We start from the raw sequence: 26,722 nt of genomic DNA, 5'->3' as shown, positions 1-26,722 counted from the left end.
GCCGAAGAAGCCGTCATTCGTCCTAGGCTCGTCCCGTGCAGCCGCTGATCCGGGAACTGACCGACGCCGACCGCGACGCCAATCATCGACTCGGTGCGGAGGCGTTCGGCTACTCGCCGGACCGGCAGCCGAGCGCCCTGCCACCGGTCGGCAGCACCGTCCTCGGCGCGTTCGACGAAGACCACCTGGTGGCCAAGATCCGGGCACACGACTACCTGACCCATCTACCCGGCGGGCGCACGCTGCCGACCGTCGGCATCGCGAGCGTCGCGGTGCAGGCGGAGGCACGCGGACGCGGTCTGCTGACGCCGCTCTTCGCGGCCGGCTTCGATCGCGCACGACAGTTGGGGCAGCCGATCAGCACGCTCTACCCGACCGCGGCCGGCATCTACCGCCGCTTCGGGTACGAGGTCGTGGGGTCGCTTGAGGCACGCGAGCTGTCGGTGTCCGCACTCGCGAACGTCAAGGAACCGCAAGGCATTTCACTGCGCAGAGCCACGGTGGCCGATCTAGCTGCGCTACGCGAGCTGTATGCCGCATGGGCGGCGGAAAAGTTCGGCCCGTTGACGCGGACCGGCCCGGCGCTGCCGATCTGGTCCGACGACTACTTCACGGGTGAAGCCACCGTCACCCTCGCGGTCGACCCAGCCGACCGGGTCGTCGGCTGTGTTCGCTGGACCCGCGGGTCGGGGTACGACCCCGCGTCATCGGTCATCGACGTGGAGGACCTCATCGCCTTGTCGGCCGACGCAGCGCGTGCGCTGTGGCGCCTGCTCGGCAGCTTCGGGTCGGTCAGTGGCAGGGTGGAGGTCGAGCTGCCCGCCGGCGACATTGCCCTCGGCGTGCTGCCGAGTGAGCCGACGCCGCCGACCACGGAGCACCGCTACATGCTGGCGCTGCTCGACGTACCCGCGGCGCTCGGCGCCCGGCCCGGCGTGCCCGGGCTGACCGCCCAGTTGCCCTTCACCGTCACCGGCGGCTTCGCCGAGGGTGTCGACGGGTCGTACGTCCTGGAGGCGTCGGACAGCGAACTGCGTTGCGATCGCTCGGCTTCCGAGGCCGGACCGACCTTCCACGCACGCGGCCTCGCCGCCCTGTATGGCGGGGCCCAACGCTGCGCCGACCTACGCGCCGGCGGGCTGCTGGGCGGCCCGACCGATCAGGACCCGGTGTGGGACGCGTTGTTCAACGTGCCCACCCAGATCCGCGACTACTTCTGATCAGCCGCCCGGGCAAAACGAAGCGGCCGCCGCCCCGTGTGGGGCAGCGGCCGCTTCGACGTACGAGGTGACGACGATCAGGCGTCGGCGTCCTCGCCCAGCAGGTTGCGCGTGATGGAGGCGTCGAGCGGGATGCCCGGGCCCATCGTGGTCGACATCGTCGCCTTCGAGATGTAACGACCCTTGGCAGCCGACGGCTTCAGACGCAGGATCTCGTCCAGCGCTGCACCGTAGTTCTCGACCAGGGCCTTCTCGTCGAAGGAGACCTTGCCGATGATGAAGTGCAGGTTGGAGTGCTTGTCGACACGGAACTCGATCTTGCCGCCCTTGATGTCCGAGACAGCCTTGGCGACGTCCATCGTCACGGTGCCGGTCTTCGGGTTCGGCATCAGGCCGCGGGGACCGAGGACCTTACCGAGACGACCGACCTTGCCCATGAGGTCCGGGGTGGCGACAACCGCGTCGAAGTCGGTCCAGCCGCCGGCGACCTTGGCCAGCAGCTCGTCCGAACCGACGAAGTCCGCACCGGCGGCCTCGGCCGCAGCGGCCTTCTCACCGTTGGCGAAGACCAGCACGCGGGCGGTCTTACCGGTGCCGTTCGGCAGGTTGACGGTGCCGCGCACCATCTGGTCGGCCTTGCGCGGGTCGACACCGAGGCGGAAGGCCACCTCGACGGTCGAGTCGTACTTCGTCTTCGCGCCGGACTTGGCCAGTCGAACGGCCTCGAGCGGTGCGTAGAGCGTGTCCTTGTCGATCTGCTCCGCTGCTGCGCGGTAGCTCTTGCTGTGCTTCATATCGTGCTCTCTTTCGAAAGTTGTGGTTGTGCGGGCCGAAGCAGGCCCAACCACGGTGGGTGTCGGTCTCTCGACCGACGTGTGTTACTCGGTCTCGATGCCCATCGAACGGGCGGTGCCGGCGATGATGCGCGACGCCTGGTCCAGGTCGTTGGCGTTGAGGTCGGCCATCTTCTCCTGGGCGATCTCGCGGACCTGGTCCTTGGTCAGCTTGCCGACCTTGTTCTTGTGCGGCTCGCCGGAACCCTTGGCGACGCCTGCTGCCTTCTTGATCAGCTCGGCGGCCGGCGGGGTCTTGGTGATGAAGGTGAAGGAGCGGTCCTCGTAGACCGTGATCTCCACCGGGATGACGTTGCCGCGCTTGTCCGCCGTGGCGTCGTTGTACGCCTTGACGAACTCCATGATGTTGACGCCGTGCTGACCCAGAGCCGGGCCGACGGGCGGTGCGGGAGTGGCCTGACCGGCCTGGATCTGCAGCTTGATGAAGCCGGAGACCTTCTTCTTCGGGGGCATGCTGTGTTCCTTTTCGTGGGCCTACGCCGTGGGCGATGACCCGGTTGCATGGCCTGGCAGGTAGTTCCCTGCCAGGGGTGCCGTCATACGAACTAGATCTTGGCGACCTGGTTGAACGACAGCTCGACCGGAGTCTCCCGGCCGAAGATGGACACGAGCACCTTGAGCTTCTGGGTGTCGATGTTGATCTCGGAGATCGAGGCGGGCAGCGTCTCGAACGGACCCTCCATGACGGTGACGGACTCGCCGACCTCGAAGTCGACGTCCGCCGTGCCGGCGGCCTTGCTCGGCTTGCTGGCGCCCGACGACACGGCCGCGCCGGTCGTGGTCTCGCCCGCCGGGTCCTCGAAGACCGGGTTGAGCATCGTGACGACCTCGTCGATCGACAGCGGCGAGGGCTGGTGGGCGTTGCCCACGAACCCGGTCACACCGGGGGTATGACGCACCGCGCCCCAGCTCTCGTCGGTCAGGTCCATGCGCACCAGCACGTATCCGGGCATCCGCACGCGGGTGCCCGTCTTGCGCTGGGAGTTCTTGATCTCGGTGAACTCCTCCATCGGAACCTCGACCTGGAAGATGAAGTCCTCCATGTTGAGGCTCGTCATACGGGTCTCGAGGTTGGCCTTCACGCGCTTCTCGTAGCCGGCGTAGGAGTGCACGACATACCACTCGCCGAACTGCATCTTCAGGTCCGCGATGAACGCTGCACGCTGCTCCTCGGCGCTGAGCTCGGGAGCTTCCTCCTCGGACTCCTCTTCGGAATCCTCGTCGCCTTCCGGCGTGGAGTCGTCGGCTGCGACGTCCTCACCGAGGTCGGCGGCCTCGCCGGCAACCTCGGCCTCGGCCTCTTCGTCGCCCTCGGCGCCGTCGACGATCTCCTCGTCGCGCTCGGCGTCCGCCTCGGCTGCGGCGTCGCCATCGGCCTCGGCGATCTCCGCGTCGATCTCGGGGTCGTCGGCGATCTCGTCGGCATCGGCGTCGTAGTCGTCGCCGTCGTCCTCGACGTCGGACTCGGTGCGGTGGATCGCGTCCAACTCCGCCGGGTCGTCGGGGTCGGCGCCCTCGTCGGCAGTGGCCAGTGCCTGATCGGTGTCACTGTCACCGTCGGCGACATCGAGGTCGTCCTCGATCGTCTCGCGCACGTCGTCGGCCGGGGCTTCGCCGTCCGTCTCGCGCTCGATGTCCAGTGCTTCGGCGTCCTGGGAGTCCTCAGCGCGCAGGTCGGAGCTCCACGCCTCATCCTCGGCGCGGGTTGCGTCCACCGCCGCAGTGTCCTGCGGGTCCAGCTCGCCAGTCATTGCCCTGCTTTCCTTCGTGTTCCGATGTCGTACCGGATGCCGTGTCGATGACGCCGCGGCGTCATACCTAACCGGCGAAGATCCAGTCGATGAGGTGCACCAGCAGCTGGTCCAGACCGACGACGTACGCCATCAGGATCACCAGGAAGACGATCAGCGCGATGGTGTAGCTGGTCAGCTCGTCACGAGTCGGCCGCACCACCTTGCGCAGTTCATCGACGACCTGTCGGATGAACAGCACGATCTGGCCGAAGAATCCGCCCTTGGGCTTCTCGTCGGCGGAGCCGCGGGTCGAGGCGGTGCTCGTGCTCACGGTGTCTCCTGACTCGTCGTTACTGCTGGTTCTGTCGTGCAGGGCACGAGGGACTTGAACCCCCAACCCCCGGTTTTGGAGACCGGTGCTCTGCCAATTGAGCTAGTGCCCTCCGAGCGTTCAAGCCGCGCCGCACGCCATCTTTCGGGCATGCCACATCAGCTTGAGATTGATCGGTGGGTCAAGCATACGGGGTGCGCCCCGCTCCTCACAAAACGGAGGCCGACCGATCGAGGTTCCCTCCCGCCGATCTTCTCCGGATCTCGGTCAGTGCGCGACGGCGCCGCCCGCCGCCCGGTAGGCCGACGGCGTGAGTTCGACCTGGGCGTCGCAGCCCAGGTCGGTGCACTCGCAGGCAAAGGGGAATTCACCCTCCGGAGGAGCATCGTCGCCGAGCGATGCGCGGAACGCCGCGATCTGACGGTTCGCCACGGCGTTCTCCTCCTGTCGTATGGCGTGACGCTCCGCGCCGTCCCGGGCCCGCGGGCCGGCTTCCAGCACGGCGGCGAACAATTCCGCGAGCTCCTGCTCGCTCTCGTCCTCGCCCTGACCGCCGTTCATCTCGACGACGGTCAGGTCGCGCTCGGCGGCGTCCCGCCGGATCCACTCGGTCAGCAGCGCGTCCCGCTCCAGCCGAAGCCGACGGGCGCGATCCTTGTCGCTCTCCTGCGCCAGCGGGGTCGGACTGTTGCGGATGCCGAGGCTGCGAGCGGTGAAGTCGGTCGTGGGCAGCAACCAGACCCCGTGCTCGGAGTCGGCCATCACCGGCTGCACGAGATGCGGGAGCAACTGCGGGCCTTCGACGATGACCAGCGGACCGCTGCCGCGCGCTTCGATGTCCTCGACGATCATCCCGAAACGCTCGGCCGCGTAGTCGACGAAGTTGGCCGCCTGCTGCTCGGCGCTCGGATCCACGTGCGATTGCCGGTAATCCCGGGCGTGCGTGCGCGCCATCACCGGATGCCGCTGCGGGTCGGTCCGCTCGAGGTGCGCGAACGTATAGGCATCGACGGGATGCAGCCGCAGATCGTGGCGGTACGCGAGCCGCCTCGCCAGAGTCGATTTGCCTGCTCCGCTGCCGCCACCGATCCACAACACCCCGGTCGAATCCATCCCTGCACCCTAGGGCGAGTCGTCCCGATCGCACAGAGTCGCACAGAGTCGTTCATGATGTTTGGTGAATTTTTTGGCTTCTAACGCTCACTTAACGTCACAATCTGGCTAGCCTCGGAGATGCCCGGCTGCAGTCCCCTGCTGCATCCCCTCCCGAGAAGAGGCCCACCACATGCACCGGAACACCACCTTCCGCACCGCCGGAGTGGCTGCCATCGCGCTCGCCACGGTCGCCGCCGCGCCGGGTGCGCACGCGACGCCGACGGCGCCGTCATACACCGTGGGTGTCGGCACGATCGGCACCTACAAGTTCCCCACCGACACCCCGGCGGCGCCGTTCATCGACGCCGACGGCACCTTCCATTTCCAGCAGTCCGCCTCCCTGTATGGCGCGAGCGACCCGCACGAGTGGGAGTTCTACACCGGCACGGACATGGACACCGCGACCAAGGATGAGGCCCTGTCGACCGCCGCGGACCCGAAGAACCCGCAGGACAAGAACAACGACACGGTATGGCGCTGCGTCAACGGCCCGACCGGACGCGAGGCCACCAAGGCGCCCGCCGGTTCGGGATACGCGCTGTCCAACTACTGCGACCTGGTCGGCACCTGGGTCGATCCGGACACCGGCAACTGGATCGGCTTGGTGCACAACGAATTCACGCCGCAGCCGTTCGGCGACGGTCTGCACATGGACGCGATCGACTACGCCGTCTCGACCGACCACGGCAAGACCTGGCAGATCAAGGGCCACGCGATCACCTCGCCGTTCAGCACGAAACGCGGTGACACCAAGGCGTTCCCGGAGCAGACCTACTACTACGGCGACGGCGACCCGCGGCTGTTCGTCGACATGAAATCGGGCTACTTCTACGTCTATTACGGCTCACGGATCGTCGACAAGGGCGGCAGCTGGGGTGGCTTCACCGAGCACGTCGCACGCGCCCCGATCAGCGGCAAGATGGCAACGGGCACCTGGCAGAAGTACTACGACGGCGCCTGGCACCAGCCCGGCGTCGGCGGCAAGGAGAGCGGCGTCGTCTCGACCGAGAGTTCCCCGACCGGCTACGTCGCACCGGACAAGGAGTACGACCCGACCAACACCGGCACCTGGAAACAACAGCAGGCCGCCGGCACGCTGCCGCCGAACTCCGACCTGTTCATCCTGAACATCGCGTATGACGCCTACCTCGGCAAGTACATCGGCACCCCGGAGCGTATGACGGACAACAGCCCGCAGCGCATCTACGCCACGGACGACCTGGCGCACCCGAAGTGGACGCTGGTCGGCGACACCGGCTCGGCATACACCAACAGCAGTTGGTACCGCTGGTTCATCGACCCGGTGAGCAAGACGCAGGGCACGACCGTCGGCAAGACCTTCGACAGCTACTGCTCCATCGCCTGCGCCAACGGCTCCGACGGTGACTTCGCGACGATCACCGTCGACAGCGACAAGCCGGCGAAGGCACCGGTCCAGACGGGCCGGAACTACCTGATCGCCTCGGGTTCGGGCGCGGTCCTCGGGCAGGCTTCGGCGCACAGCAACCGGACCGCCATGACCAGTCGCACCTCGGCCTTCGCGAAGTGGAAGTTCCGCTCCAACTCCGACGGCTCCTACACCGTGGTCAACTCGATCTCCGGACTCGCGCTCGGCGTCAGCGACGCGGGCACGGCCGGTCGTGCGTGGGGCGCGGCGACGAATCTCGCGGCGGTGCCGAAGGCAGGCCCGTCCGCCGGTCAGCAGTGGTTCGTGCAGACCACGAAGGACAAGGGCGGCAACGCCTTCCGGTTGGTCAACCGCTACAGCGGACTGGTGCTCGACCTCGGTGGCGGCAAGGGCAGCCTGGCGCGCACCGAGCCCTACCGCAACTGGACCGGGAAGAAGACCGCGGCATCGTTCGCCCGCAAGCCGGCAACGCAGGAGCTGCACTTCGTCCCGCTGAGCTGACGGCACATCCGTTAGGTTCGGGGCCATGCCCGAGCTGCCCGACGACGACCGGTCGCTGCGCACGCAGCGACCGGTCGTTGCGCTTCCCAAGGCGCATCTGCACCTGCACTTCACCGGGTCTCTGCGCATCGCGTCGTTGCGCGAGCTGGCCGACAAGCACGGGGTGCGGCTGCCCGAGGCGTTGCTGGAGCAGTGGCCGCCGAAACTGTCGGCTCGGGACGAGCGCGGCTGGTTCCGGTTCCAACGGCTGTATGACGCGGCGCGTGCGTGCGTCAAGGACGAGTCCGACCTGCGCCGCCTGGTCCGCGAGGCCGCCGAGGACGACGTCGCCGAGGGTTCGCGATGGCTGGAGATCCAGGTCGACCCCACGTCATACGCCGCAAGGCTGGGCGGGATCACGCCGGCGCTGGAGATCGTGCTCGACGAGGCACGGGCCGCGAGCGCCGATCTGCCGATCGGTGTCGGAGTGATCGTGGCCGCGTCCCGGTTGAAGCACCCGATGGACGCGCGGGCGCTCGCCCGACTGGCTGCGCGGTATGCCGGCGACCAGCCCGGCGATGTGGTCGGCTTCGGTCTCTCGAACGACGAGCGCCGAGGCGTGACAACGGATTTCGCTCATGCCTTCACGATCGCCCGCAAGGCCGGGCTGGCAGCGATGCCTCATTCGGGTGAACTGCTCGGCCCGGACGCGGTCAACGAGACGCTCGGGTCGTTGCAGCCGAACCGGCTGGGTCACGGCGTGCGTTCGGTCGAGTCGCGCTCGGTGCTGAACCGCGTCGTGGATTCCGGTGTCGCGCTCGAGGTCTGCCCTGGGTCGAACGTCGCCCTCGGCGTCTACGCGACACCGGCCGACGTGCCGCTGCGCACGCTGATGGATGCCGGCGCGACGATCGCGCTGGGTGCCGATGACCCGCTGCTGTTCGGCAATCGCCTTGCGGCTCAATACCGTTCGGCGCGCGAGGACCATGACTTCACTGACCGCGAGCTCGCGTCGCTGGCACGGTCGTCGATCGATGCGTCGCTCGCTCCGGCAGACGTGCGGAAGGCGGCATACGCCGACATCGACGCCTGGCTGGCGTCGACGCCCGGCGATCAGTGTCGTGGTGCGGTGCACACCGAACCCGAAGCGCGATGAAGATCGCGCTTGGGCTCCGACGGAGCCATGTCGAGCATGTGTCCCGTATGACGCCCCTGTCCCAGTGAGGAGCCCGGACGACTCTTACGGGGTTGACCGGTGCCACGCAGCAGCGAAGTCACCCGTTGACCTGCGCGATCACTGCTGAAGGAACCTCTGTCGAGGGTCCTCGATGAGGGTTTGCGTGGTCGCGTCTTCAGGCGAGGGCGAGGAACAGTTTCTCCAGTTTCTTGGTGTCTACGCTTTCGCGACCTTCTTCGGCGATGCAGTGTTCGAGCCCAGTTGCGACGAGGGCGTACCCGCCCCGGTTGATGGCCTTGTTCACGGCTGCCAGTTGGGTGAGCGCGTCTTCGCATTCTGCCCCGTCCTCAAGCATGCGGATCACGGACGCGAGGTGGCCGTTGGCGCGTTTGAGGCGGGTGATGATCGCGGTGATCTCGTCAGGCTCGAGTTGCATCACGGTCCTTCTGGTCGTTGGTCAGTGCCTCCATCATCGCTGACAGCCGCGCTCGTGCCTCGGCCGCGACATCGTCAAGCACGGGGCTGAAGTCGGTCATCACCGCAGGGTCGAGAACTTCGACCACACTGCCGACGCCGTCGGTGCCGATCACAACGTTGCATGGCAGCAGCGTGGCGACCCGAGGGTCGGCGCCGAGCGCTTGGTGAGCAAGCTCTGGGCGGCACGCACCCAGGATGATGCGCGGCGTGACATGCACGCCGAGCTTCGTGTTGAGCGTGGCCGCGATGTCGATCTCGGTCAGGACACCGAACCCGGCATCGGCGAGTAGCTCGCGCACCCTGGCCACGGTTTCGTCGTAGCCCTGCTCGACGGTCACTCGCATCGTGAAGTCCTTCATGCCCGTCCCTCCATCTTGGCCGACTTGCACAACCCCCCTGGGGGTTATGTACAGTCGCTATCATATCCCCGGGGGGGGTTAGAGAGGAAATCATGGCATCCACCCGATCGACAACCGGCGCATCACGCGACATGGCCAAGCCCATCGACCCCCGCACTGCCGGGCCGTTGGGACGCCTCGGACTCAGAGTGCTCGGCCATGCCCGTGTCACACTCGCGCTGTGGGTCCTGGTGGTGGCGGGCCTGGGCGTGTTCGCGCCCCGGGTGGAGGCCTCCTTGTCCGGAGCGGGCTGGGAAGCCAGCGGTTCACAGTCGGTCACTGCTCGCCAGCTCGCACAGGAGCACTTCGGCGGAAACGCCAGTTCCGCGTTGCAGGTGGTCATCCACAGCAGCGACGGGCGCCTGTCCTCATCCCAGGGGCAGCGCGTCATCGCAGAGGTGAAACGGGCACTGGGCGATGATCACCGGATCTCCACAGTCATCGCGCCACGGCCCGGTGCCACGCTGAGCAAAGACGGTCGCACCGCGATCGTGATCGGTGGTGCCGGCGCTGACACCAACGACATGGTCCGTGCCGCGGTGGACCTCAAACCCCAACTGACCGCATTGTCAGGCCACGGCATTCAGGTTACCCCGACCGGATCGTCGCAGCTGTGGGCCGACTTCAATGCCGCGAACCTCGACGCGATGCTGAAGTCCGAGATGCTGTCCTGGCCGATCACTCTGGCGATCCTGGTCCTGGCGTTCGGTGCACTGGTCGCGGCCGCCCTGCCGCTGTTGTTGACCTTGGCGGGCCTGGTCGCCTCGGCCGGTTCGTTGGTGTTGATCAACGAGATCGTGCCAGTCTCGATCTGGGCGATGAACTTCGCGATGATGTTCGCCCTCGCACTGGGTATCGACTACGCCTTGTTCATCGTGGTGCGCTACCGCGCGGCCCGTGCGGTGCCAGGAGCCACCCGGGAAAGCGCCATCACCGAAACGATGGACACCGCGGGCAAAGCGGTCCTGCTGTCGGGCCTGACAGTGCTGGTGTCATTGTCCGCCGTCGAGATCGTGCCGTCGCCAGCGTTCCGCTCCATGGCTGGCGGGATCATGCTCGCCGTCGTCTTCGTCTTAGCCGCCACTTTGACGCTGCTACCGCTGGTATTGGGCAGCCTCGATACCCGGATCAACAAACTGGCACTGCCGTGGGCTCGCGTGGCTGAGCACCGTTCACCCGCCTTCGACAAATGGGGCAGGCGGCTGTGGCGCCACCCCATCGCGTACGGGCTGGCCGCGCTGGTGGTGTTGCTGGCGCTAGCCGCACCGATCATTGGCCTACGCACCGCGATGCCCTCCATCAAGGTCCTACCCGACAACGCAGCCGCCCGCGTCGGATACGACCGCGTACAAACAGCATTCGGACCCGGTGCCCCCGGGATGCTCCAGATCGTCGCGCCCGCTCAGGAAGCAAAGACCGCTGGAGCGACCGCGGCGAAAGACAGTGGGATAGCAGCAGTCCTTCCAGCCCAACCGGCCACTGACGGCGCGCCGTACACCCTGATCCAGGCAATGCCGAGAACAGACCCATCCGACCCGGACTTACAAGCCACCGTCAACCGGCTGCGCGCCACCCTCCCCCACGGGGCGGTGATCGGTGGCGCCGCCGTCGAAAACCTCGACCTCAAGAGTCAACTCGACCACTCCACACCCTGGGCCATCGGCATCGTGCTCGCACTCGGATTCGTCCTACTCCTGATCGCACTACAAGCACCACTGATCGCACTACTGGGCACGCTCGCGAGTCTGCTGTCGACCGCTGCCGCGTTCGGTGTCGCCCGCCTGATCTTCCAAGACGGGCACCTGCACGGCCTGTTCAGCTTCGAACCGCAAGGCTTCCTTGATGCCTGGGCTCCGGTGTTCTTCTTCGCGATGATCTTCGCGATCGCGATGGACTACACCGTCTTCTTGCTCGCTTCGGCCAAAGAGCACTGGGAGAAATCCGGCGACCCGCAGGAAGCGATGGTCGGCGCAGTGGCGCACTCCGGACGGGTGATCTTCGCCGCCGGCGCCGTCATGGTCGCGGTCTTCTTCACCTTCTCGCTCTCCGGACCACTACCACCGAAGGAGATGGGCGTCATCCTCGGCGTCGCCGTCCTTCTCGACGCCTTCCTGGTACGCCTCATCCTGCTGCCGATACTGCTGCGCCTGACCGGACACGCGGCATGGGCGTGCCCGACCTGGTTACGCCGAATCCTGCCGACCATCCACTTCTCCCATTGACCAAACACCACCACCACGGAGCATCACCACCATGACCGATCACACTCCGCACGGCGCCACAGTCCTGCACGACCTCGCCCCGCTCAATCGAGACCTGCGCCGCGCCATCCCGGACACCTACCAAGGATTCGCGCAACTCTCGAAGGCAGCCTTCGCCGAGGGCGCACTGGACACAAAGGCCAAAGAACTCATCGCTTTGGCCATCGACGTCATCGAAGGATGCGACGGATGCGTCGCCTCTCACGGGCAGTCAGCCGCGCGTGCCGGCGCGACACGACAAGAAGCAGCCGAAGCGATCGGTGTCACCTTCCTGATGCACGGCGGCCCGGCCACCGTGCACGGCGCGCGAGCATACGCAACTTTCTGCGAATTCGCCGACGCCGCCGACACCGGACAAACCCCCGCCTGACACCAAGGAAACCACCATGTGCCGACCGACACGTTGCAAACACTGCGGCAAGACCACCTGGACCGGATGTGGCGCCCACATCGAAGCTGTCCGAGCCCGCGTCCGGGCAACCGACTGGTGCCCCGGCCACCCCGAATCAGCCACGCCCAAGAGAACCCGTTTTCGACGGCTCCGGCGGTAAGCAGCCCCGCGCCCTCACGGCTCAACCCCTCAATGAACCCACGGGGCTGGACCACGGCATATGCCTCGATGGACCATCGGCATACGGAGTCCAGCCCTGGTGCCGTCGGAGGCGGCGTCGTACTACTGCGGATGAATGGCTAGGCCAAGTCCTTCGTAGGGGTTCTGCTCCGTTTCGCTCTTCACGATCAGCATTGCGTGCACACGCCCTTGCGGCGTGCACCAGATCTGTGGTCCGGCAAGCACAGTCACCTGGGCTGCTGCGTCCCGATCAGCAAGGTCGTGGAAGTACTCGTTCAGCTGGTTCGTCAATTCCTCAGCGTCGTCCGACTCAAAGTGCCGAGCGACCGCCCGATCTGCGTAGGTAAATGCCATGCCCGGATCCTCGCCCCAATCGGACCGCGCCACCAGACCAGCGCGAACTCACTCAACCGCGCTCACAAGTCCGCGATCAGTGTGGGGTCACGCTCCGCAGGATCCGTACACGACGATCGGGGATCAGATCAGCCGAAACGGTGTTGGTCCGCGCCGTTAGTAGGAGACTTGCGGCATGGATCGGCGGAAAAACGCCAGGTCCTCGGCACTTTTTGGGGATCCGGGATGAGTAGATTCACTGCGCTGGCCCGGCAGTACGGGCAGCCGGGCGCGGCATCATGCGCGGCAGTCGCAGCGATCGTGTTGACTGCTGGATGCGGTTCATCGCCCGAGACGGCCTGCGCGCCAGAGTGGGCCACCACCGGCGAGGTCACGATTCTGATTGCCGACCATCCCGCCGCGCTGGGCTGGCTCACGGCGCACGTCTGTATCCATGGCGGGTGCCGGAGCGGCCCGGTGAAGTCCCCCGGCGTCGCCCACGTTTCCGGTGCGGAAATTAGCGCCACACGTGCAGTATCCGCAACGGTGTACATCACCGACAGCGCCGGCAAGGTCGTGCTTCCCCGACACACGGTGTGACACTCAAGCCGAGCGAGCACTCCACCCCGCTCGATAGTTGTTCCGAACTCGACATCTACCTGGCCACCGCCGCCGTGACGTCTGGCTGATGGCCTCTCGTTCCAGGACACGAGAGTGGCGTTTGACCATGATCAATAATGAGCGGGGCCATGTGCCGGCCCCGTGGGACGATTCGCGAATGACAGTGATCGAGCCAGGCGATGGGCGTGCCAGCGCGCATCGGTGGCCGATCGTGATCGTTGCGACAGTGGCGGGCGTCGCATGCGTCATGACTGCGTCTCGCTCGCCTTCGGTGGCGATTCCGGACTGGTCGTTGTTCGGCCGATTGCGCACCCAATCTTGTACGGGCTGATCTTCGCCATCTCCCTGACCGTTACTGTGCTCCTCGCCCGAGCCCGGAAGCGTGCGGCGTTGGCGGCCGCAGCTGTCGGAGCCGTGATGCTGGTGGTACTGATCATGTCGTGGCGCGCATGGGGTTCCGGTTGGGAGGAGCCGGACCGGTCCTACCGATCGCCGGATGGCCGGCACGTTCTGGTCGTCGATTCATCGTCAGCGTTCATCGATCCGATATGGGACCTGCGGCTCGAGGAGACCAACGGTCTCACCGCGCGCTATTGGGCTCTGGGATGTGTCAACGGAGACTTCGACGAGATCACGTCGGTCCGTTGGGTCTCCAACAACGAACTTGCCTTCACGGTCGACGACGGCGAGAAGCACGTCACCATCAGCGCACACGGGCCAGGACCGGTCGACACCGCTCTGCAGTCCTGCTAGGGCGCAGTCAACGAGGATGTTTCGCTGGACCATCGTCATACGGGTGGGCGCAATTCGATCGTGAGCGGCCTCAGCTGGGAGCGGGAGCGAGCGCGACGAACCAGCCGTCGCCCCGGCCGAGCAGCGTTCCAGTGGTGTGCGTCACGCTCATCCAGTAGGTCACTGTCTTTCCGTCGGGCCGGCGGATAACCAATTCCCCGCCCGCGTAGCCAACGTTGAGGTCGCTGAGGCCGTACCCGCGGCGCTTCGGTTCGGTAGCTGCCTGCCTACTGATGCCCCTCGCCCGGGATCGCGGACATCACATGAGCGACCTCGACGATCCTGCCCTCGGCATACACATCTGCGTCATACGGATAGTCGAATTGGGAACGACGCCCAATACCGCCCTCTGGAAGCTGCGGACCGACCGAAGCTCACCGGAATATGCGAGGCTGCGCCCGTGTGGAAAGTGATGATGCCTGCGCCGCGGGCATCGGCGCCGTCCCAGCTCTCCGACTCTCAACTGTCCCGACTGGGATGACAATGCCCGGGACGCCCGAGGTGCGGTTCATCTACCGGCTGACTGGCGCCGGGTGGAGCAATTCGCTTCTCACGATCGATCCCGATTCGACCCAGCTGACCACCTCGTACCTCAGTGACGCTCTCGGGGATCTCGTCGCTGCTACAACCCTGCTCCCCCGTGCCGAATCGACGATCCGCGTGTCGTGGGATGAGGAGCCTGGTGAGTTCCGCTGGGGCTGGTCAGGTCCGGCGACCAATTGGCGATCCGGATCCTCTGGTTCGACGACCTCTGGGGGTCAGAGCCCGATGATCTGGGCAAACTCCTGCTGGCCGCAACCTGTTCACTGGTTGCGTTCCAGCGCGCGATCGCGGTGGCAGCCCGATCCGTGCTCGACGAGTGGGGTGAGGACGGCTACCGGGAGCAATGGATCGAACACGAGTTCCCGATGGATGCGCTCCGCGCTCTCGAAGATGCTTTACCAGCTCCGCGCCATGTCGTTGACTGACGCCGTGGACCGTGAAGATCTGGCGCAGCAGGTGCCGACGCTCATGAGTGCTCATCCGCAGGTGGGATGGCACATTCACGACTTCTCGGGAACAGAGCAGTTGATCGTCGACCTGTGGTTGCAACAAGAACCGAACGGTCGCGGGCAGAAGGACCTGGATGCATACGGGCCTAGGCTGAACCGCGGACTCGAACCTCACCACGCTGAATGTCGCTGTCGTTGTTCGTCATTCGCGAGTCGTGAGTCGTTTAGCGCTTCATTTCGGCGAGCAGATCAAGGGCAACGTCGACGAGCCTGACACGAGCACCTGACTCGTCGATCTCGGCGAGCGGCACCCACCGCGCGAAGTCGGTCGTGCCGTCGACCTCGGTGGTGCCCAACTCGCCACCGGTGATCGTCGCGTCGAAGAGGATCCGGACCGATTTGAACGGCCGTCCGCGGCCGTCGTCGGCAACGGTGAAGGAGTCCGTTGTGAGCGGTGCCCCGACCTCGACGTGGTAACCGGTCTCCTCGAACAGTTCACGCACGACGGCCTCCTCGATCGACTCGTCGTACTCCACACCGCCGCCCGGCAGCGTCCAACCGGGGTTCGTCCCGTTGAACCAGCTGAGCAGGATCCGCCCGTCGCGCACGATGACGGCGTATGCCGCCAGGCGCGTGTCGTACTCGGTGAAGTGCATGCGCGCGATCCTGCCACGTGCGAGGCCGCACGGCGGTTCACCAGCGCAGCCCGGCCTCCTCGAGGACGGCCTCGACCTCGAGCCGCTCGACCGACGACCACTCCCTCGGCGGCAGCCCGTCACCGACCTGCAGTGCGGTGCAACAGGATTCGAGCACGTCGTCATACGCGAGCGTGGTGGCGCGCAACCGGTGCACCCGGGCCGCCGCCTTCGAGTCACGCAGCACGTCGAGCTCGGCATACAGCCGGGTCAGGTCCGACGAGAGCCGCGCGATGTCGCGGGGTGCAGGGGCAGGTTCGGCCCTTGCGCTCCGGCGTGGACCACTCCAGGCACGCACTGCCTTGTCCGCGCCGAGCAGGATCGCCGCCGGAGCCACACAGGCGCCGATGTATTCGACCAGTCGCCACATCGCGACCTCCCAAGTGCCACTTCCATGATCGCACCGCAGGAGGCCCGAGACGAGGGGTCCAGACCCGGCTACTTCGTCTGCGGCGCCGGGACACTGCACGGGCAGGGCGGCACATCGGTCGCCTGCTGGGACCGGCGACCTCGATGGACGACGGCCGAGCCGGCCACGGCGACACCGGCCAGCAACGCGACCGCACAGGCGTACCCGAGACTCGTCGACCGCAGACCGATGTGCGTCGTGATCACTCCGGCGATGACCGCCGGGACGGAGAACGCGAGGTAGGACGCGGTGTAGACACTCGCGATCAGCGCCGCGCGCTCGGCAGGCGCAGCCGACGCGGTCACGGTCCGGAACGCGCCCATGAACGACAGCCCGAACCCGATGCCCGCGATGGCCGAGCCCGTCATCAGCACCCAGACGGTGAGTTGCTGGATGGCCACCGCGGTCACGACCAGTCCGCCGATGAGCGCCAGACAGCCTGCGGTCATTGCGGTTCCAGCGGCAAGGCGACGCCCGGCGACAGGAGCAGCCGCACCCGTCGCCATCAGCAGGAAGATCAACAGGCCGCCCCAGACGTGGTTCGACGATCCGGCCAGCTGCGCTGCGAGCGCCGGACCGAGCGAGAGGTAGAGGCCGCCGAGCGACCAGGTCGCGATCAGGCACGGCAGCGCGGCCAGGAAAGCGGGACGGGAGTCGACCGGGACACTGACGGTCGGCCGCAGGGACGCGATCGTTCCGGGTGACCGGCCGCCCGGCTCCGGCATGCGGGCCACCGCCGCGAGCCCGATCACGGTCGCCACCAGCAGGATCCAGTAGATGAGCCGGGTCGGGGCCGGCCCGTACTGCACGAGGACGCTGGTCACCATCGCCCCGAGCGCCAGGCCGGACGACGGGGCACAACTGTTGACCAGCGATGCCAGCGCCGCCCGCCCGGACGGCTGCAGCTCCAGCAGGGCTGCGCTCAGGGCGCTCGTCGCCGCGCCGGTCGCCAGGCCCTGGACCCCGCGGGCGACATACAACGCGGTGAGCCCGTGCGCCCCGAGGAAGACCGCCATGGCGACGGCCTCGGCGACCAGCGCGCCGATGATCACCGGCCGTCGCCCGACGTGATCGGACAGCGACCCGAGCACGAGCAGCGCGACCAACAGTGTCACGGCGTACACCCCGAAGACCGCCGTCACGGTGAGGGCGGACAGGTGCCACTGCGCTGCGTATGTCGGATAGAGCGGCGACGGGGCGCTCGCGGCGAACATCAGCAGCGCGAGCAGGCAGGCGGTCAGCCAGAACCAACCCGATCCTGCTCGCCCACCGGATCGCTCGCCTGCTATCGACCGCTCGTTGGTGCCGATGTTCATGCGAACCCCCGAAGGAAACTAGTTTGGATTCAAACTTTATGTACGCGACGATACGCTTCCGCGATGGGAGTGCCCAGCGAATATCACTCGGCGGAGGACGGTTCGGATCCCATCGCCCGGGTGCTGCAGGGGTGGCGCACCGAGCGCCCGGACCTGGATGTCGCTCCCATCGCGATCACCGCTCGACTATCCCGACTGCGCCAGGCCCTCGGCGGCCGGCTGGACGCCGTCTTCGCCGAGCACGGGCTCAGCGGTGCGGATTTCGCGGTCCTGGCGACGATCGTGCGGACGGGCGGGGAGCCCTTGTCGCAGCGCCGGCTCGGCACGGAGCTGAATCTCACACCGGGCACGATCAGTGTCCGTGTCGACCGCCTCGTGCGCGACGGGCTCGTCGAGCGCGTTCCCGACCCGGCCGACGGCAGAGGCCAACTGGTCGGGCTGACCGACGCCGGCCGTCAGCGGTTCGAGGCGTGCGCACCCGAGCACCTCGCGAACGCCCGACGGCTGACCAGTGGCATCACCAGGGACGAATTCGACCAACTCGCAACCCTGCTCGGCAAGTTGTTGACTTCGCTCGACGACGAAGCCGGTGACGGCACCGACGCGTCCGCACCGGCCGACGGTGGCGCGACTACAGCTCGTGCCCGACGAAGATCGGCTCGTTGACGAGCGTCACGCCGAACGCGTCGCGCACGCCGTCGCGCACCTCACGGGCCAGCTCGGCCACGTCGGCGGCCTTCGCGTCACCTCGGTTGGTGATCGCGAGCGGGTGCTTGGTCGACAGCGCCGCCGGCCCGGGCATGCCGTGCCCCTTGTCGAAGCCCGCGTGCTGAATCAGCCACGCAGCACTGGTCTTGACGCCGGTGCCGTCCGTCGGCCACTGCGGCGGCGCCGGTGCGTCCGCTCCGAAGCGTTCGGCCGCCACCGCGGCCAGCTCGGCGTATGCCGATGCGCTGATGATCGGGTTGGTGAAGAACGACCCGCACGACCAGGTGTCGTGGTCCTCGGCCTCGAGCACCATGCCGCGCCGGCGCCGCTGCTCCAGCACCGCCGCACGCGCGTCGGCCAGCGGGACACGCGCGCCGATCTCGACACCGAGACCCTTGGCGAGCGCCTCGTAGCCAACGGGCTGTGACAGCTCGGTCGGCCGCAACGCGAAGAGCACGTCGAGCACGACATACCGCCCGCCACCGCGGTATGGCGAGCCTTTGAACAGCGAATGCCGGTAGGCGAACTCGCAGTCCGCGTTGGCGAAGGTCCGCACCTGCTGGTCCTGCCGGTCCCAGGTCCGCACCGATGCGATCGTCTGCGCGACCTCCTGGCCGTAGGCGCCGACGTTCTGGACGGGCGTCGCACCGGCGAGCCCCGGTATGCCGGACAGCGCCTCCACCCCGGACCAGCCCTCGTCGCAGCAGCGCGCGACGAAGTCGTCCCACTCCTCCCCGGCCGCGACGCGGACGTGCACTCCCCCGCAATCGTCGTCGGACTCGACCTCAATCCCTGAGTTGGCGATGCGCAGCACCGTGCCCGGGAAGCCGTCGTCGGCGATCACCATGTTGGACCCGCCGGACAGCACCAGCAGTGGTTCGTCCGCGTCGTCGACCTCGCGCACGACATCGACGATCTCGTCGGGTGTCTCGGCCACGACCAGGCGAGCAGCCGGGCCGCCGACCCGCATCGTGGTGAGCGGGGCGAGCTCGACGCCGTTCGCCTCCCGCATCAGGCGGACTTCAGCCGCACGGTCGCCCGCGCGCGCACCAGGACCTTCTGCTCACCGGACGTGGCAGTGATGTCGATCGTGGCCTCGTCGTCCTCGACGGCCTTGACCGTCGCGCCGACCTCGATGTCGGCGCCGTCGTCGTGCGGGACCGGCACCGGCGCACTGAACCGCACGCTGTATGACGTGACGCGGCCTGCGTCACCGAGCCAGTCGACGACGGGCTGGATCGCCGCACCCATGGTCCACATGCCGTGCGCGATCACGTCGGGCAGTCCGACGGACTTGGCGAACTGCTCGTCCCAGTGGATGGTGTTGAAGTCGCCACTCGCCCCGGCATACCGGATCAGCGTGGCGCGGTCGACGTGGATCGTGCGGCCGGGGATCTCGGTCCCCGCGGTGACCTGCTCGCTCATGCGTTCTGTCGCGCCTCTTCCCTCGCCTGCGGGCCTCGCTCGTCCCTCGCTCGTGTCCTCGACTCGGTCGGCGCTCATTCGCTCTCATCTCCCCGAATCACCACGACCGATGTCGCGCTGGTCACGACCTCGCCGTCCGACGTCGCGATCTTGGTGTCCATCGTCACCATCGAGTGCCCGCCTGCCTGACGGACCTTGGAGATCGTGGTCGTCGCCCGCACCTCGTCGCCCGCGACCAGCGGACGGTGGTGCTCGAAACCCTGCTCGCCGTGCACGAGGCGGCTGAAGTCGATGCCTGCCTCGGGGTCCGCCATCACGTTGGCGTCGCCCTGCTGGGAGATCATCACGGCCATCGTCGGCGGCGCGATGACGTCGGCATACCCGCGGGAACGGGCCACCTCCGGATCGAAGTGCACCTCATCGGTGGCACCGACCGCCCGGGCGAACTCGGCGATCTTCGCGCGTGACACGACATACGGCGCAGACGGCGGATAGCTCCGCCCGGCCACCTCAGGGTTCACAGCCATGGCGTCAGACTACTGGTCGACGAACACGCGAAAGCGCCCCGGGACCGTTGCCGGCCCGGGGCGCTTCGTGACTCTTTAGCTCGCTATCAACGAGTCTCGCGGTGCACGGTGTGCTTCTTGTCGCGCGGGCAGTACTTCTTGAACTCCACGCGGTCGGGGTTGTTGCGACGGTTCTTCTTCGTCACGTAGTTGCGCTCTTTGCACTCAGTGCACGCCAAGGTGATCTTGGGGCGAATGTCTGCGCTCTTGCTGGCCACGGCAACCTGCTCTCGGAATTACTTTGTCTCTGCTGCGAATATGTCTGTCGTTGTAGCGGGGGCGGGGCTCGATCCCGCGACCTCACGATTATGAGTCGTGCGCTCTAACCAGCTGAGCTACCCCGCCTCGGCGGATGGATGGTCGTCCATCTCAGAGCCCCCAAACGGAATCGAACCGTTGACCTTCTCCTTACCATGGAGACGCTCTACCGACTGAGCTATAGGGGCCTGCCTGTCCGAACACGACGAGTCGTCGCTCTGCTCGGGCAGCGCAGCGAAAAGGCTACCGTAGGACCTCTTCGATCACGAAATCGGCGCGATCCGCCCGCGGACCAGCACGGTCCCCGTGCGGTTGTTGCGCAGCGCCAGATCCCAGGATTCTGCGGTTTTGTGCGCCACGAGACGGGTCGTCCCGGGGATCAACACCGGCTTGCGGAAGGACATCGAGGCGACATACGCATCGGGCAACCGGTTCTCGATCGCCGCCAGCATCGCGGCCTGGCTCCACATCCCGTGCACGATCGTGCTCGGGAAACCCATCGCCTTGGCGGTGACGGAGTTCATGTGGATCGGGTTGACGTCGCCGCTGACCGCCGCGAAGCGGCGTCCGAGGCTGCCCGACAGGCGCCAGATCATCCCCGAACCGTCCGGAGCCACTGACTCCTCCGGGCGCTCCGGCACGTCTCCGTCGATCTTCTGCCCGCGATAGAGGTATGTCGCAAGCCCCTCCCAGACCAACTCGTCGCCGACGTGCGCCTGCGACACGACGTCGACCTGCACGCCGCTCTTGTGCGGCCGGGCGTTGGTCGCCCAGGTCGACAGGTCGAGCGGCTCGCCCAGCAGGACCGGACGGTGCACCGTGAGGGTGTTGTCCAGGTGCACGCTGCCCATCAGCGGATAGGGGTAACTCTTGTCGGCGAAAAGCGTTACCTGCAAAGGAAATACGAGGTTGTGCAGATAGGTCGCCGGCACCTGGTCACGCAGTGCGAAACCACACACGTGGTCGTAGTCCGCGAGCGCCGCAGGGTCGATCTGCACACCGTGACGGACCACCTGGATGTCGGGCAGCCCGCCCTTGCCGTCGCGACCCCGGGAGGTCGCGACGGCGCGGGCGAAGATCTTCGGCAGGCTCGGCGCGGACTTCAGATCAATGACTTTCGTCATACCGAAGTCACGCCCCGAGCTGGCTCTGGCCACAGACGCGCAGAACCTGACCGGTCACGCCGGCCGCACCGGGCTCGGCGAAGAAGGCGATCGCCTCGCCGACGTCGGTCGGGCTGCCGCCCTGCAGCAGCGAGTTGAGCCGGCGGCCCACCTCGCGGGTGGCGAACGGGATCTTCGCGGTCATCTCGGTCTCGATGAAGCCGGGTGCGACCGCGTTGACGGTGATCTCCCGGTCCGCGAGGTTCTGCGACAGCTGACGCACCATGCCGATGACGCCCGCCTTGGACGCCGCGTAGTTGGACTGGCCACGGTTGCCGCCGATGCCGCTGATCGAGGCGACGCCGATGATCCGGCCACCCTCGGCCAAGCCACCCTTGACCGATGGGTCGAGCAGCGTCTTGTTGATACGGAACTGCGAGCGCAGGTTGACGTCGAGCACGCTGCCCCAACGGCTTTCGTCGGTGTTGACGAAGAGCTTGTCGCGGGTGATGCCGGCGTTGTGCACCATGACGTGCAGCTTGTCGCCCTTGCGCGCGACGGCCTCGGCGATGCGAGCGCCCGCATCCTCGGCGGTGACGTCGAGTTGCAGCGCGGTCGCGCCCAGCTTGTTGGCGACCTTGCTCAGCGAGTCGCCGGCGGCCGGGATGTCGACCAGGATCAGCGTCGCGCCGGCCCGGGCGAAGACCTTGGCGATCTCCGCACCGATGCCGCGAGCGGCGCCGGTGATGACGGCGATGCGCCCGGCGAGCGGGTGACGCCAGTCGGTCGCGTCCGGGACGTCGGCGGCGCGCACACGCACCGGCTGACCCGAGACGTATGCCGAACGGGAGGACAGGAAGAACCGCAGCGGTGCGGCGAGCACGGACGGGTCGTGCTGCGCGTCCTGGTCGACCCACAGCAGGTTGGCGGTGCTGCCGCGCAACATCTCCTTGCCGATGGACCGGGTGATGCCTTCCAGTGCCTGCTGGGTGGCGGCGGCCTCGGCGTCCTCGAGCTCGGCCGGCGGGGTGCCGATCACGACGAGGCGTGCGGACGACCCGAGCTTCTTGATCGCCGGGGCGACGGTGGTGCGCAGCTCGTCGAGCTGGTCGAGGGTGCGAGCAGCGCTGGCGTCGAAGACGATCGCGCCGAGCTTGCTGTCGTATGACGCCTCGGGCGTCGCCGCCACGACGTCCGCACCGGACGCCTTGATGATGCCGGAGGCTGCAGTGGCCACCGGTGCGGCACCGATGCCGCCGACGGCCGCGGGGCCGGCCAGCAGCTCCTGGCCCTCTGCCCAGCGGCGCAGTTGTGCCGGCCGCGGCAGGCCCAGCTGCCCGGCGATCTTCTTGCCGACCGGGTTGGTGTTGACGAGGTTCGAGTAGGTGTCGGTCATGCTTTCTGTCGCTCCTCTTTCCTTGCCTGCGGGCCTCGCAAGCTCGTTTCCTCGGCTCGGTCGAAGCTCATCAGCAAGCCTCCAGGATCGCCACGACGCCGAGTCCACCGGCGGCGCAGATGGAAATGAGTGCACGGCCGGAACCCTTCTCGTGCAACATCTTTGCGGCGGACGCGACGATCCGGCCGCCGGTTGCGGCGAAGGGGTGCCCCGCTGCGAGCGAGGAGCCGTTGACGTTGAGCTTGTCCCGGTCGATGGCACCGAGCGGTGCGTCCAGACCGAGCTTCTCCTTGCAGAACTCCGCGCTCTCCATGGCGGCCAGGTGGCACAGCACCGTCGAGGCGAACGCCTCGTGGATCTCGTAGAAGTCGAAGTCCTGCAGGGTCAGGTTGTTGCGCTGCAGCAACCGGGCGATCGCGTAGGGCGGCGCCATCAGCAGGCCCTCGTTGCCGGTCACGTAGTCGACGCCGGCGGTCTCACCGTCGACGAACCGGGCCAGCGGCGTGATGCGGTGCTCGTCGGCCCACTCGCGGGAGCCGAGCAGCACGGCGGATGCACCATCGGTCAGCGGGGTCGAGTTGCCGGCGGTCATCGTGGCGCCCTCGCCCTTGCCGAAGACCGGCTTCAGCTTCGCGAGCTTCTCCGGCGTGCTGTCCGGGCGCAGGTTGTTGTCCTTGCTCACCCCGAGGTACGGCGTCAGCAGGTCGTCGAAGAACCCGCGGTCGTAGGCGGCGGCCAGGTTCTGGTGGCTGCGTGCGGTGAGCTCGTCCTGCGCCTCGCGGGTGATGCCCCACTCCTTGGCGGTGATCGCCTGGTGCTCACCCATCGACAGGCCGGTGCGCGGCTCGCCGTTGGTCGGCTGGTCGGGCGCCAACTGCCCCGGGCGGATCTTGGTCAGTGCGGAGATGCGCTGCTGCGGCGTCTTGGCGTAGTTGACCTTCATCAGCGTCCGACGCAGCGAATCGTTCACAGCCAGAGGCGCATCCGAGGTCGTGTCGGAGCCGCCGGCGATGGCGGAGTCGATCTGGCCGAGCGCGATCTTGTTCGCGGTCAGGATGGTCGCTTCGAGTCCGGTGCCGCACGCCTGCTGCACGTCATACGCCGGGGTCGTGGGTGACAGGTGCGAGCCGAGCACCGACTCGCGGGTGAGGTTGAAGTCGCGCGAGTGCTTCAGCACTGCGCCGGCAGCCACCTCGCCGAGCCGCTCACCGGCCAGGCCGTAGCGCGAGACGAGGCCGTCGATGGCCGCCGTCAGCATGTCCTGATTGGAGGCCTTGAGGTACTTGCCGCCGGACCGCACGAACGGGATGCGGTTGCCGCCGAGGACATAAACGTCGCGGATGCTCATGAACGATTCTCCGAAGATTCGCCGAAGGAAATTACCGATACCGAGAGTAGCAGGTACAGCGCGTTTCGGATACTCTCCCTGGTATGACGCCTCCGCAGGACGCCCGAGTCGATGGCCAACGGGATGGCCGCAGGGATGGCCGCGACGCGCGCTGGACCGAGCATCGCGAACAGCGCCGACGCGAGCTGACCGACGCCGCGCTGCGTGCGATCCGCAACCACGGCGCCACCGTCGGGATGGACGAGATCGCCGCCGAGGCCGGGACCAGCAAGACGGTCATCTACCGGCACTTCGGCGACCGACTCGGCCTCTACCTCGCGGTGTGCGCGAGCGTCGACAGCAATGTCCTCCGCGACCTGCAGGATGTGCTGACGCACGCGGGTGACGTCGCCGGCCACGCTCCCCTCGCCGGTGACGCGCGTGCGGTGATCGAAGCCGTCATCGACAGCTATTTCGTGCAGGTGGAACGCGATCCGGAGGTCTACCGATTCGTCGTCCGCCGCCCGACACTGAACGTCTCACCCGAGGACGACCCTGTCATCGGGATCAGCGACACCATCGCCGACGTCCTGCAGCCGATCTTCGCCGAGGCGCTGCGTGACGCCGGACAACCGACCAGCGCGTCCCGCATCTGGGCACACGGCCTGATCGGTTTCGTCCGGGAGTCCGCCGACCGCTGGTTGGCCGACCCCGACCGTTCCCCACGCCCCGAGGTGGTCCGCCACCTCGCCGAGTTCGCAACCCACGGCCTGTCCGGCGTACTCGGACTGGAATCCAGGAGGTAGAACCATGACCGACCACATCGCGCAGCAGCTTCGGGAAACGCTCGACGGCCGCTGGATCGAGCTACGACAGAGGGCACGGACCGAACTTCCGGCCGAGCTGATGCTCACACCGGCCGGACTCTCCATCGAGGAGCACCGCGAGCGCACCACGTCGTCCCTGCTGAAGATCGCCGAAATGGGTTATGGGCGTGTGGGATTCCCCACCGAGTTCGGTGGCGACCTGGACTACGCCGCATCGTGCGTGCTCTTCGAGATGCAGGCGCTCGGCGACCTCTCACTGCTGGTCAAGACCGGTGTGCAGTTCGGACTCTTCGGCGGCGCCGTCGCACGACTGGGCACCCGTCGGCACCACGCGGCATACCTCGAGGACATCATGACCGGCCGGCTGCTGGGGTCGTTCGCGATGACCGAGGTGGGCCACGGCAGCAACGTTCAAGCACTGGAAACCACTGCAACGTATGACGATTCAACGCAAGAAATTGTCGTCGACACACCGACCGAGGGCGGAGTCAAGACCTACATCGGCAACGCCGCGCGCGATGCCCGCATGGCCGTCGTCTTCGCCCAACTGGTCACCGGCGAGGGCAACCACGGCGTGCACGCCGTCCTCGTGCCGGTGCGCGACGAGTCCGGCAATCCGTTGCCGGGCGTGACGATCGGTGACAACGGGCCCAAGGGCGGCCTGCCCGGCGTCGACAACGGGACCTTCGCCTTCAAGGGTGTCCGGGTGCCTAAGGACAACTTGCTCAACGCTTTCGGCGACATCGATGAGCACGGGCACTACGTCTCCGAGATCGACAACGCCAACCGCCGCTTCTTCACCATGCTCGGCACGCTGGTGCGCGGTCGGGTCTGCGTCGGTGGCGGCTCGGGCGCTGCCGCCAAGAAGGCGCTCGCCATCGCGTTGCGTTACGGGTCGACCCGGCGACAGTTCGCCGCGGCCGAGGAGCAGGACGAGATCGTGGTGCTCGATTACCTTGCGCACCAACGGAAACTGCTCCCCCGTCTGGCGAAGTCGATCGCATTGAGCTTCGCGCAGAACGCCGTCACCGAACGCCTGCAGGAGTTGCAGGGCGACGGCGCCGAAACGGATCAAGAAGGCCAGCGAGAACTCGAGTCGCGGGTCGCCGGACTGAAGGCGGTCACCACCTGGCACGCGCTCGACACGATCCAGGCCTGTCGCGAGGCGTGCGGTGGCGCCGGCTACATCGCGGAGAACCAGCTGACCCAGATGCGTGCGGACGTGGACGTGTTCACCACGTTCGAGGGCGACAACACCGTCCTGCTGCAGTTGGCGGCCAAGGGGCTGCTCACCGACTACAAGGCGATGTGGGGCGACCTCGACATACCCGGCACGATCGGGAAGCTGGCCGGCCAGGTCGGTGAGCGGATCGTCGAACGCACGACCCGGCGGGCCGGCATACAGCGGTTGATCGACGCGGCGACCGGTCGCGACGACGAGTCGGCGACCGACAGTCTGGCGTGGGCCGCGTCGATGTTCGAGCAGCGGGCGGACCACGTGCTCGAGACCCTCGGCAACCGGCTGCGAAAGGCCACCAAGGACAACGCTTTCGAGCTGTTCAACAATGCTCAGGACCATGTGCTCTTCGCCGCGCGCGCCCACATCGACCGGTGCGTGCTCGAAGCTGCGGTCGAAGCACTGGATTCGATGGCGGACGGCGCGGCGAAGAACCTGCTGGAACGCGTGCTGATCCTCTACGCCCTGTCCTCGATCGAGGAGGACAAGGCCTGGTTCATCGAGCACGGCCGCATCACCACGGCCCGCAGCCGCACGGTCACCTCGTCGATCAACGACCTGTGCGGCGAACTGCGCGCCCAGGTGTCGACGCTCGTCGAGGCGTTGGGCGTGCCCGACGAGCTGATCACCGCGCCGATCGTGAGCTGAACCG

The 26,722-nt window shown here is 67.1% G+C and carries 29 protein-coding genes and 3 tRNA genes; 11 read left to right on the top strand and 21 right to left on the bottom strand.

Annotation, left to right across the window (positions count from 1 at the left end; genetic code table 11):
• Positions 1–35: 35 nt before the first annotated feature.
• Positions 36–1,220 carry a GNAT family N-acetyltransferase gene (locus ACZ50J_RS03750; RefSeq protein WP_464299941.1) on the top strand — a complete coding sequence of 395 codons (1,185 nt, stop codon included), beginning with the start codon at positions 36–38 and terminating at the stop codon, positions 1,218–1,220.
• Between the two features lie 77 nt (positions 1,221–1,297).
• Here the strand turns inward: ACZ50J_RS03750 and rplA are convergent, their stop codons facing one another.
• From rplA to ACZ50J_RS03720, 6 genes are all read right to left on the bottom strand, one after another.
• The gene (gene rplA, locus ACZ50J_RS03745; protein WP_464299940.1) at positions 1,298–2,014 is read right to left on the bottom strand and encodes a 50S ribosomal protein L1; all 717 of its coding nucleotides are present in this window, start codon (positions 2,012–2,014) and stop codon (positions 1,298–1,300) included.
• Positions 2,015–2,098: 84 nt separating this feature from the next.
• Positions 2,099–2,527: a 50S ribosomal protein L11 gene (gene rplK / locus ACZ50J_RS03740; RefSeq protein ID WP_464299939.1), complete on the bottom strand. Its 429-nt coding sequence runs from the start codon at positions 2,525–2,527 to the stop codon at positions 2,099–2,101.
• 92 nt (positions 2,528–2,619) lie between these two features.
• Positions 2,620–3,552, bottom strand: coding sequence for a transcription termination/antitermination protein NusG (gene nusG / locus ACZ50J_RS03735; RefSeq protein ID WP_464301308.1), 933 nt, complete (start codon positions 3,550–3,552; stop codon positions 2,620–2,622).
• 340 nt (positions 3,553–3,892) lie between these two features.
• The gene (secE, locus tag ACZ50J_RS03730; protein WP_464299938.1) at positions 3,893–4,138 is read right to left on the bottom strand and encodes a preprotein translocase subunit SecE; all 246 of its coding nucleotides are present in this window, start codon (positions 4,136–4,138) and stop codon (positions 3,893–3,895) included.
• A gap of 39 nt (positions 4,139–4,177) precedes the next feature.
• A tRNA-Trp gene (locus tag ACZ50J_RS03725) sits at positions 4,178–4,250 on the bottom strand.
• Between the two features lie 155 nt (positions 4,251–4,405).
• Positions 4,406–5,251 (bottom strand): hypothetical protein, encoded by an 846-nt coding sequence (locus ACZ50J_RS03720; protein WP_464299937.1) that lies wholly within the window; start codon positions 5,249–5,251, stop codon positions 4,406–4,408.
• A 172-nt stretch (positions 5,252–5,423) separates the two neighbouring features.
• Between ACZ50J_RS03720 and ACZ50J_RS03715 the strand changes: the two genes are divergently transcribed.
• Entirely contained in the window at positions 5,424–7,202 is a 1,779-nt protein-coding gene (locus ACZ50J_RS03715) for an RICIN domain-containing protein (RefSeq protein ID WP_464299936.1), read from the top strand.
• Between the two features lie 25 nt (positions 7,203–7,227).
• Complete coding sequence (locus ACZ50J_RS03710) at positions 7,228–8,337, top strand: adenosine deaminase (RefSeq protein WP_464299935.1); 1,110 nt, start codon at positions 7,228–7,230, stop codon at positions 8,335–8,337.
• A 196-nt stretch (positions 8,338–8,533) separates the two neighbouring features.
• Here the strand turns inward: ACZ50J_RS03710 and ACZ50J_RS03705 are convergent, their stop codons facing one another.
• The gene (locus ACZ50J_RS03705) at positions 8,534–8,794 is read right to left on the bottom strand and encodes a metal-sensitive transcriptional regulator (protein WP_464299934.1); all 261 of its coding nucleotides are present in this window, start codon (positions 8,792–8,794) and stop codon (positions 8,534–8,536) included.
• Positions 8,778–9,194, bottom strand: a complete 417-nt coding sequence (locus tag ACZ50J_RS03700; RefSeq protein ID WP_464299933.1) for a DUF302 domain-containing protein — start codon at positions 9,192–9,194, stop codon at positions 8,778–8,780. The genes ACZ50J_RS03705 and ACZ50J_RS03700 overlap by 17 nt, the downstream gene beginning before the upstream one ends.
• Positions 9,195–9,286: 92 nt before the next feature.
• Between ACZ50J_RS03700 and ACZ50J_RS03695 the strand changes: the two genes are divergently transcribed.
• A complete protein-coding gene (locus tag ACZ50J_RS03695; protein ID WP_464299932.1) occupies positions 9,287–11,455 on the top strand; it encodes an MMPL family transporter in 2,169 nt (722 codons plus the stop codon).
• 31 nt (positions 11,456–11,486) lie between these two features.
• Positions 11,487–11,864, top strand: a complete 378-nt coding sequence (locus ACZ50J_RS03690) for a carboxymuconolactone decarboxylase family protein (protein ID WP_464299931.1) — start codon at positions 11,487–11,489, stop codon at positions 11,862–11,864.
• Between the two features lie 303 nt (positions 11,865–12,167).
• Here ACZ50J_RS03690 and ACZ50J_RS03685 read toward each other — a convergent pair whose 3' ends face one another.
• A complete protein-coding gene (locus ACZ50J_RS03685) occupies positions 12,168–12,419 on the bottom strand; it encodes a hypothetical protein (protein ID WP_464299930.1) in 252 nt (83 codons plus the stop codon).
• Between the two features lie 225 nt (positions 12,420–12,644).
• Between ACZ50J_RS03685 and ACZ50J_RS03680 the strand changes: the two genes are divergently transcribed.
• The 3 genes from ACZ50J_RS03680 (at position 12,645) to ACZ50J_RS03670 (ending at position 14,779) form a co-directional block, all read left to right on the top strand.
• Positions 12,645–12,998 carry a hypothetical protein gene (locus ACZ50J_RS03680; protein WP_464299929.1) on the top strand — a complete coding sequence of 118 codons (354 nt, stop codon included), beginning with the start codon at positions 12,645–12,647 and terminating at the stop codon, positions 12,996–12,998.
• A 261-nt stretch (positions 12,999–13,259) separates the two neighbouring features.
• Positions 13,260–13,772 carry a hypothetical protein gene (locus tag ACZ50J_RS03675; protein WP_464299928.1) on the top strand — a complete coding sequence of 171 codons (513 nt, stop codon included), beginning with the start codon at positions 13,260–13,262 and terminating at the stop codon, positions 13,770–13,772.
• A gap of 758 nt (positions 13,773–14,530) precedes the next feature.
• Entirely contained in the window at positions 14,531–14,779 is a 249-nt protein-coding gene (locus ACZ50J_RS03670) for a hypothetical protein (protein ID WP_464299927.1), read from the top strand.
• A 248-nt stretch (positions 14,780–15,027) separates the two neighbouring features.
• Here ACZ50J_RS03670 and ACZ50J_RS03665 read toward each other — a convergent pair whose 3' ends face one another.
• The 3 genes from ACZ50J_RS03665 to ACZ50J_RS03655 all read right to left on the bottom strand — a co-directional run bounded on the left by ACZ50J_RS03665 (position 15,028) and on the right by ACZ50J_RS03655 (position 17,223).
• Positions 15,028–15,459 (bottom strand): NUDIX domain-containing protein, encoded by a 432-nt coding sequence (locus ACZ50J_RS03665; protein ID WP_464299926.1) that lies wholly within the window; start codon positions 15,457–15,459, stop codon positions 15,028–15,030.
• 37 nt (positions 15,460–15,496) lie between these two features.
• Positions 15,497–15,868, bottom strand: coding sequence for a hypothetical protein (locus ACZ50J_RS03660; RefSeq protein WP_464299925.1), 372 nt, complete (start codon positions 15,866–15,868; stop codon positions 15,497–15,499).
• Positions 15,869–15,936: 68 nt separating this feature from the next.
• Positions 15,937–17,223: an MFS transporter gene (locus ACZ50J_RS03655; RefSeq protein ID WP_464299924.1), complete on the bottom strand. Its 1,287-nt coding sequence runs from the start codon at positions 17,221–17,223 to the stop codon at positions 15,937–15,939.
• Between the two features lie 63 nt (positions 17,224–17,286).
• Between ACZ50J_RS03655 and ACZ50J_RS03650 the strand changes: the two genes are divergently transcribed.
• Positions 17,287–17,889, top strand: a complete 603-nt coding sequence (locus tag ACZ50J_RS03650; protein WP_464299923.1) for a MarR family winged helix-turn-helix transcriptional regulator — start codon at positions 17,287–17,289, stop codon at positions 17,887–17,889.
• On the opposite strand, the gene ACZ50J_RS03645 is transcribed toward ACZ50J_RS03650, so the two are convergent.
• From ACZ50J_RS03645 to ACZ50J_RS03605, 9 genes are all read right to left on the bottom strand, one after another.
• Complete coding sequence (locus ACZ50J_RS03645) at positions 17,855–18,943, bottom strand: UDP-N-acetylmuramate dehydrogenase (RefSeq protein WP_464299922.1); 1,089 nt, start codon at positions 18,941–18,943, stop codon at positions 17,855–17,857. The two genes, ACZ50J_RS03650 and ACZ50J_RS03645, sit on opposite strands and share 35 nt — an antisense overlap.
• Positions 18,943–19,356 carry a MaoC family dehydratase gene (locus ACZ50J_RS03640; RefSeq protein ID WP_464299921.1) on the bottom strand — a complete coding sequence of 138 codons (414 nt, stop codon included), beginning with the start codon at positions 19,354–19,356 and terminating at the stop codon, positions 18,943–18,945. The genes ACZ50J_RS03645 and ACZ50J_RS03640 overlap by 1 nt, the downstream gene beginning before the upstream one ends.
• Before the next feature lie 74 nt (positions 19,357–19,430).
• The gene (locus ACZ50J_RS03635; RefSeq protein WP_464299920.1) at positions 19,431–19,883 is read right to left on the bottom strand and encodes an FAS1-like dehydratase domain-containing protein; all 453 of its coding nucleotides are present in this window, start codon (positions 19,881–19,883) and stop codon (positions 19,431–19,433) included.
• Positions 19,884–19,969: 86 nt separating this feature from the next.
• Positions 19,970–20,140 (bottom strand): 50S ribosomal protein L33, encoded by a 171-nt coding sequence (rpmG, locus tag ACZ50J_RS03630; protein ID WP_325550922.1) that lies wholly within the window; start codon positions 20,138–20,140, stop codon positions 19,970–19,972.
• Between the two features lie 53 nt (positions 20,141–20,193).
• A tRNA-Met gene (locus ACZ50J_RS03625) sits at positions 20,194–20,267 on the bottom strand.
• A 28-nt stretch (positions 20,268–20,295) separates the two neighbouring features.
• A tRNA-Thr gene (locus ACZ50J_RS03620) sits at positions 20,296–20,368 on the bottom strand.
• Positions 20,369–20,443: 75 nt separating this feature from the next.
• Positions 20,444–21,304 (bottom strand): MaoC family dehydratase, encoded by an 861-nt coding sequence (locus tag ACZ50J_RS03615; RefSeq protein WP_464299919.1) that lies wholly within the window; start codon positions 21,302–21,304, stop codon positions 20,444–20,446.
• 7 nt (positions 21,305–21,311) lie between these two features.
• Positions 21,312–22,679 carry a 3-oxoacyl-ACP reductase gene (locus tag ACZ50J_RS03610; RefSeq protein WP_464299918.1) on the bottom strand — a complete coding sequence of 456 codons (1,368 nt, stop codon included), beginning with the start codon at positions 22,677–22,679 and terminating at the stop codon, positions 21,312–21,314.
• Between the two features lie 70 nt (positions 22,680–22,749).
• Positions 22,750–24,027 (bottom strand): acetyl-CoA C-acetyltransferase, encoded by a 1,278-nt coding sequence (locus ACZ50J_RS03605; RefSeq protein ID WP_464299917.1) that lies wholly within the window; start codon positions 24,025–24,027, stop codon positions 22,750–22,752.
• An 83-nt stretch (positions 24,028–24,110) separates the two neighbouring features.
• On the opposite strand from ACZ50J_RS03605, the gene ACZ50J_RS03600 reads away from it, so the two are divergent.
• Together ACZ50J_RS03600 and ACZ50J_RS03595 are read left to right on the top strand one after the other, a co-directional pair.
• Positions 24,111–24,812, top strand: a complete 702-nt coding sequence (locus tag ACZ50J_RS03600; RefSeq protein ID WP_464299916.1) for a TetR/AcrR family transcriptional regulator — start codon at positions 24,111–24,113, stop codon at positions 24,810–24,812.
• Positions 24,813–24,816: 4 nt separating this feature from the next.
• Positions 24,817–26,718: an acyl-CoA dehydrogenase family protein gene (locus ACZ50J_RS03595; RefSeq protein WP_464299915.1), complete on the top strand. Its 1,902-nt coding sequence runs from the start codon at positions 24,817–24,819 to the stop codon at positions 26,716–26,718.
• Positions 26,719–26,722 lie beyond the last annotated feature (4 nt).

This window comes from Flexivirga sp. G2, assembly GCF_055397625.1.
Note: the sequence above shows the minus strand (reverse complement) of the source record. Positions and strands in the feature narration are given on the sequence as shown.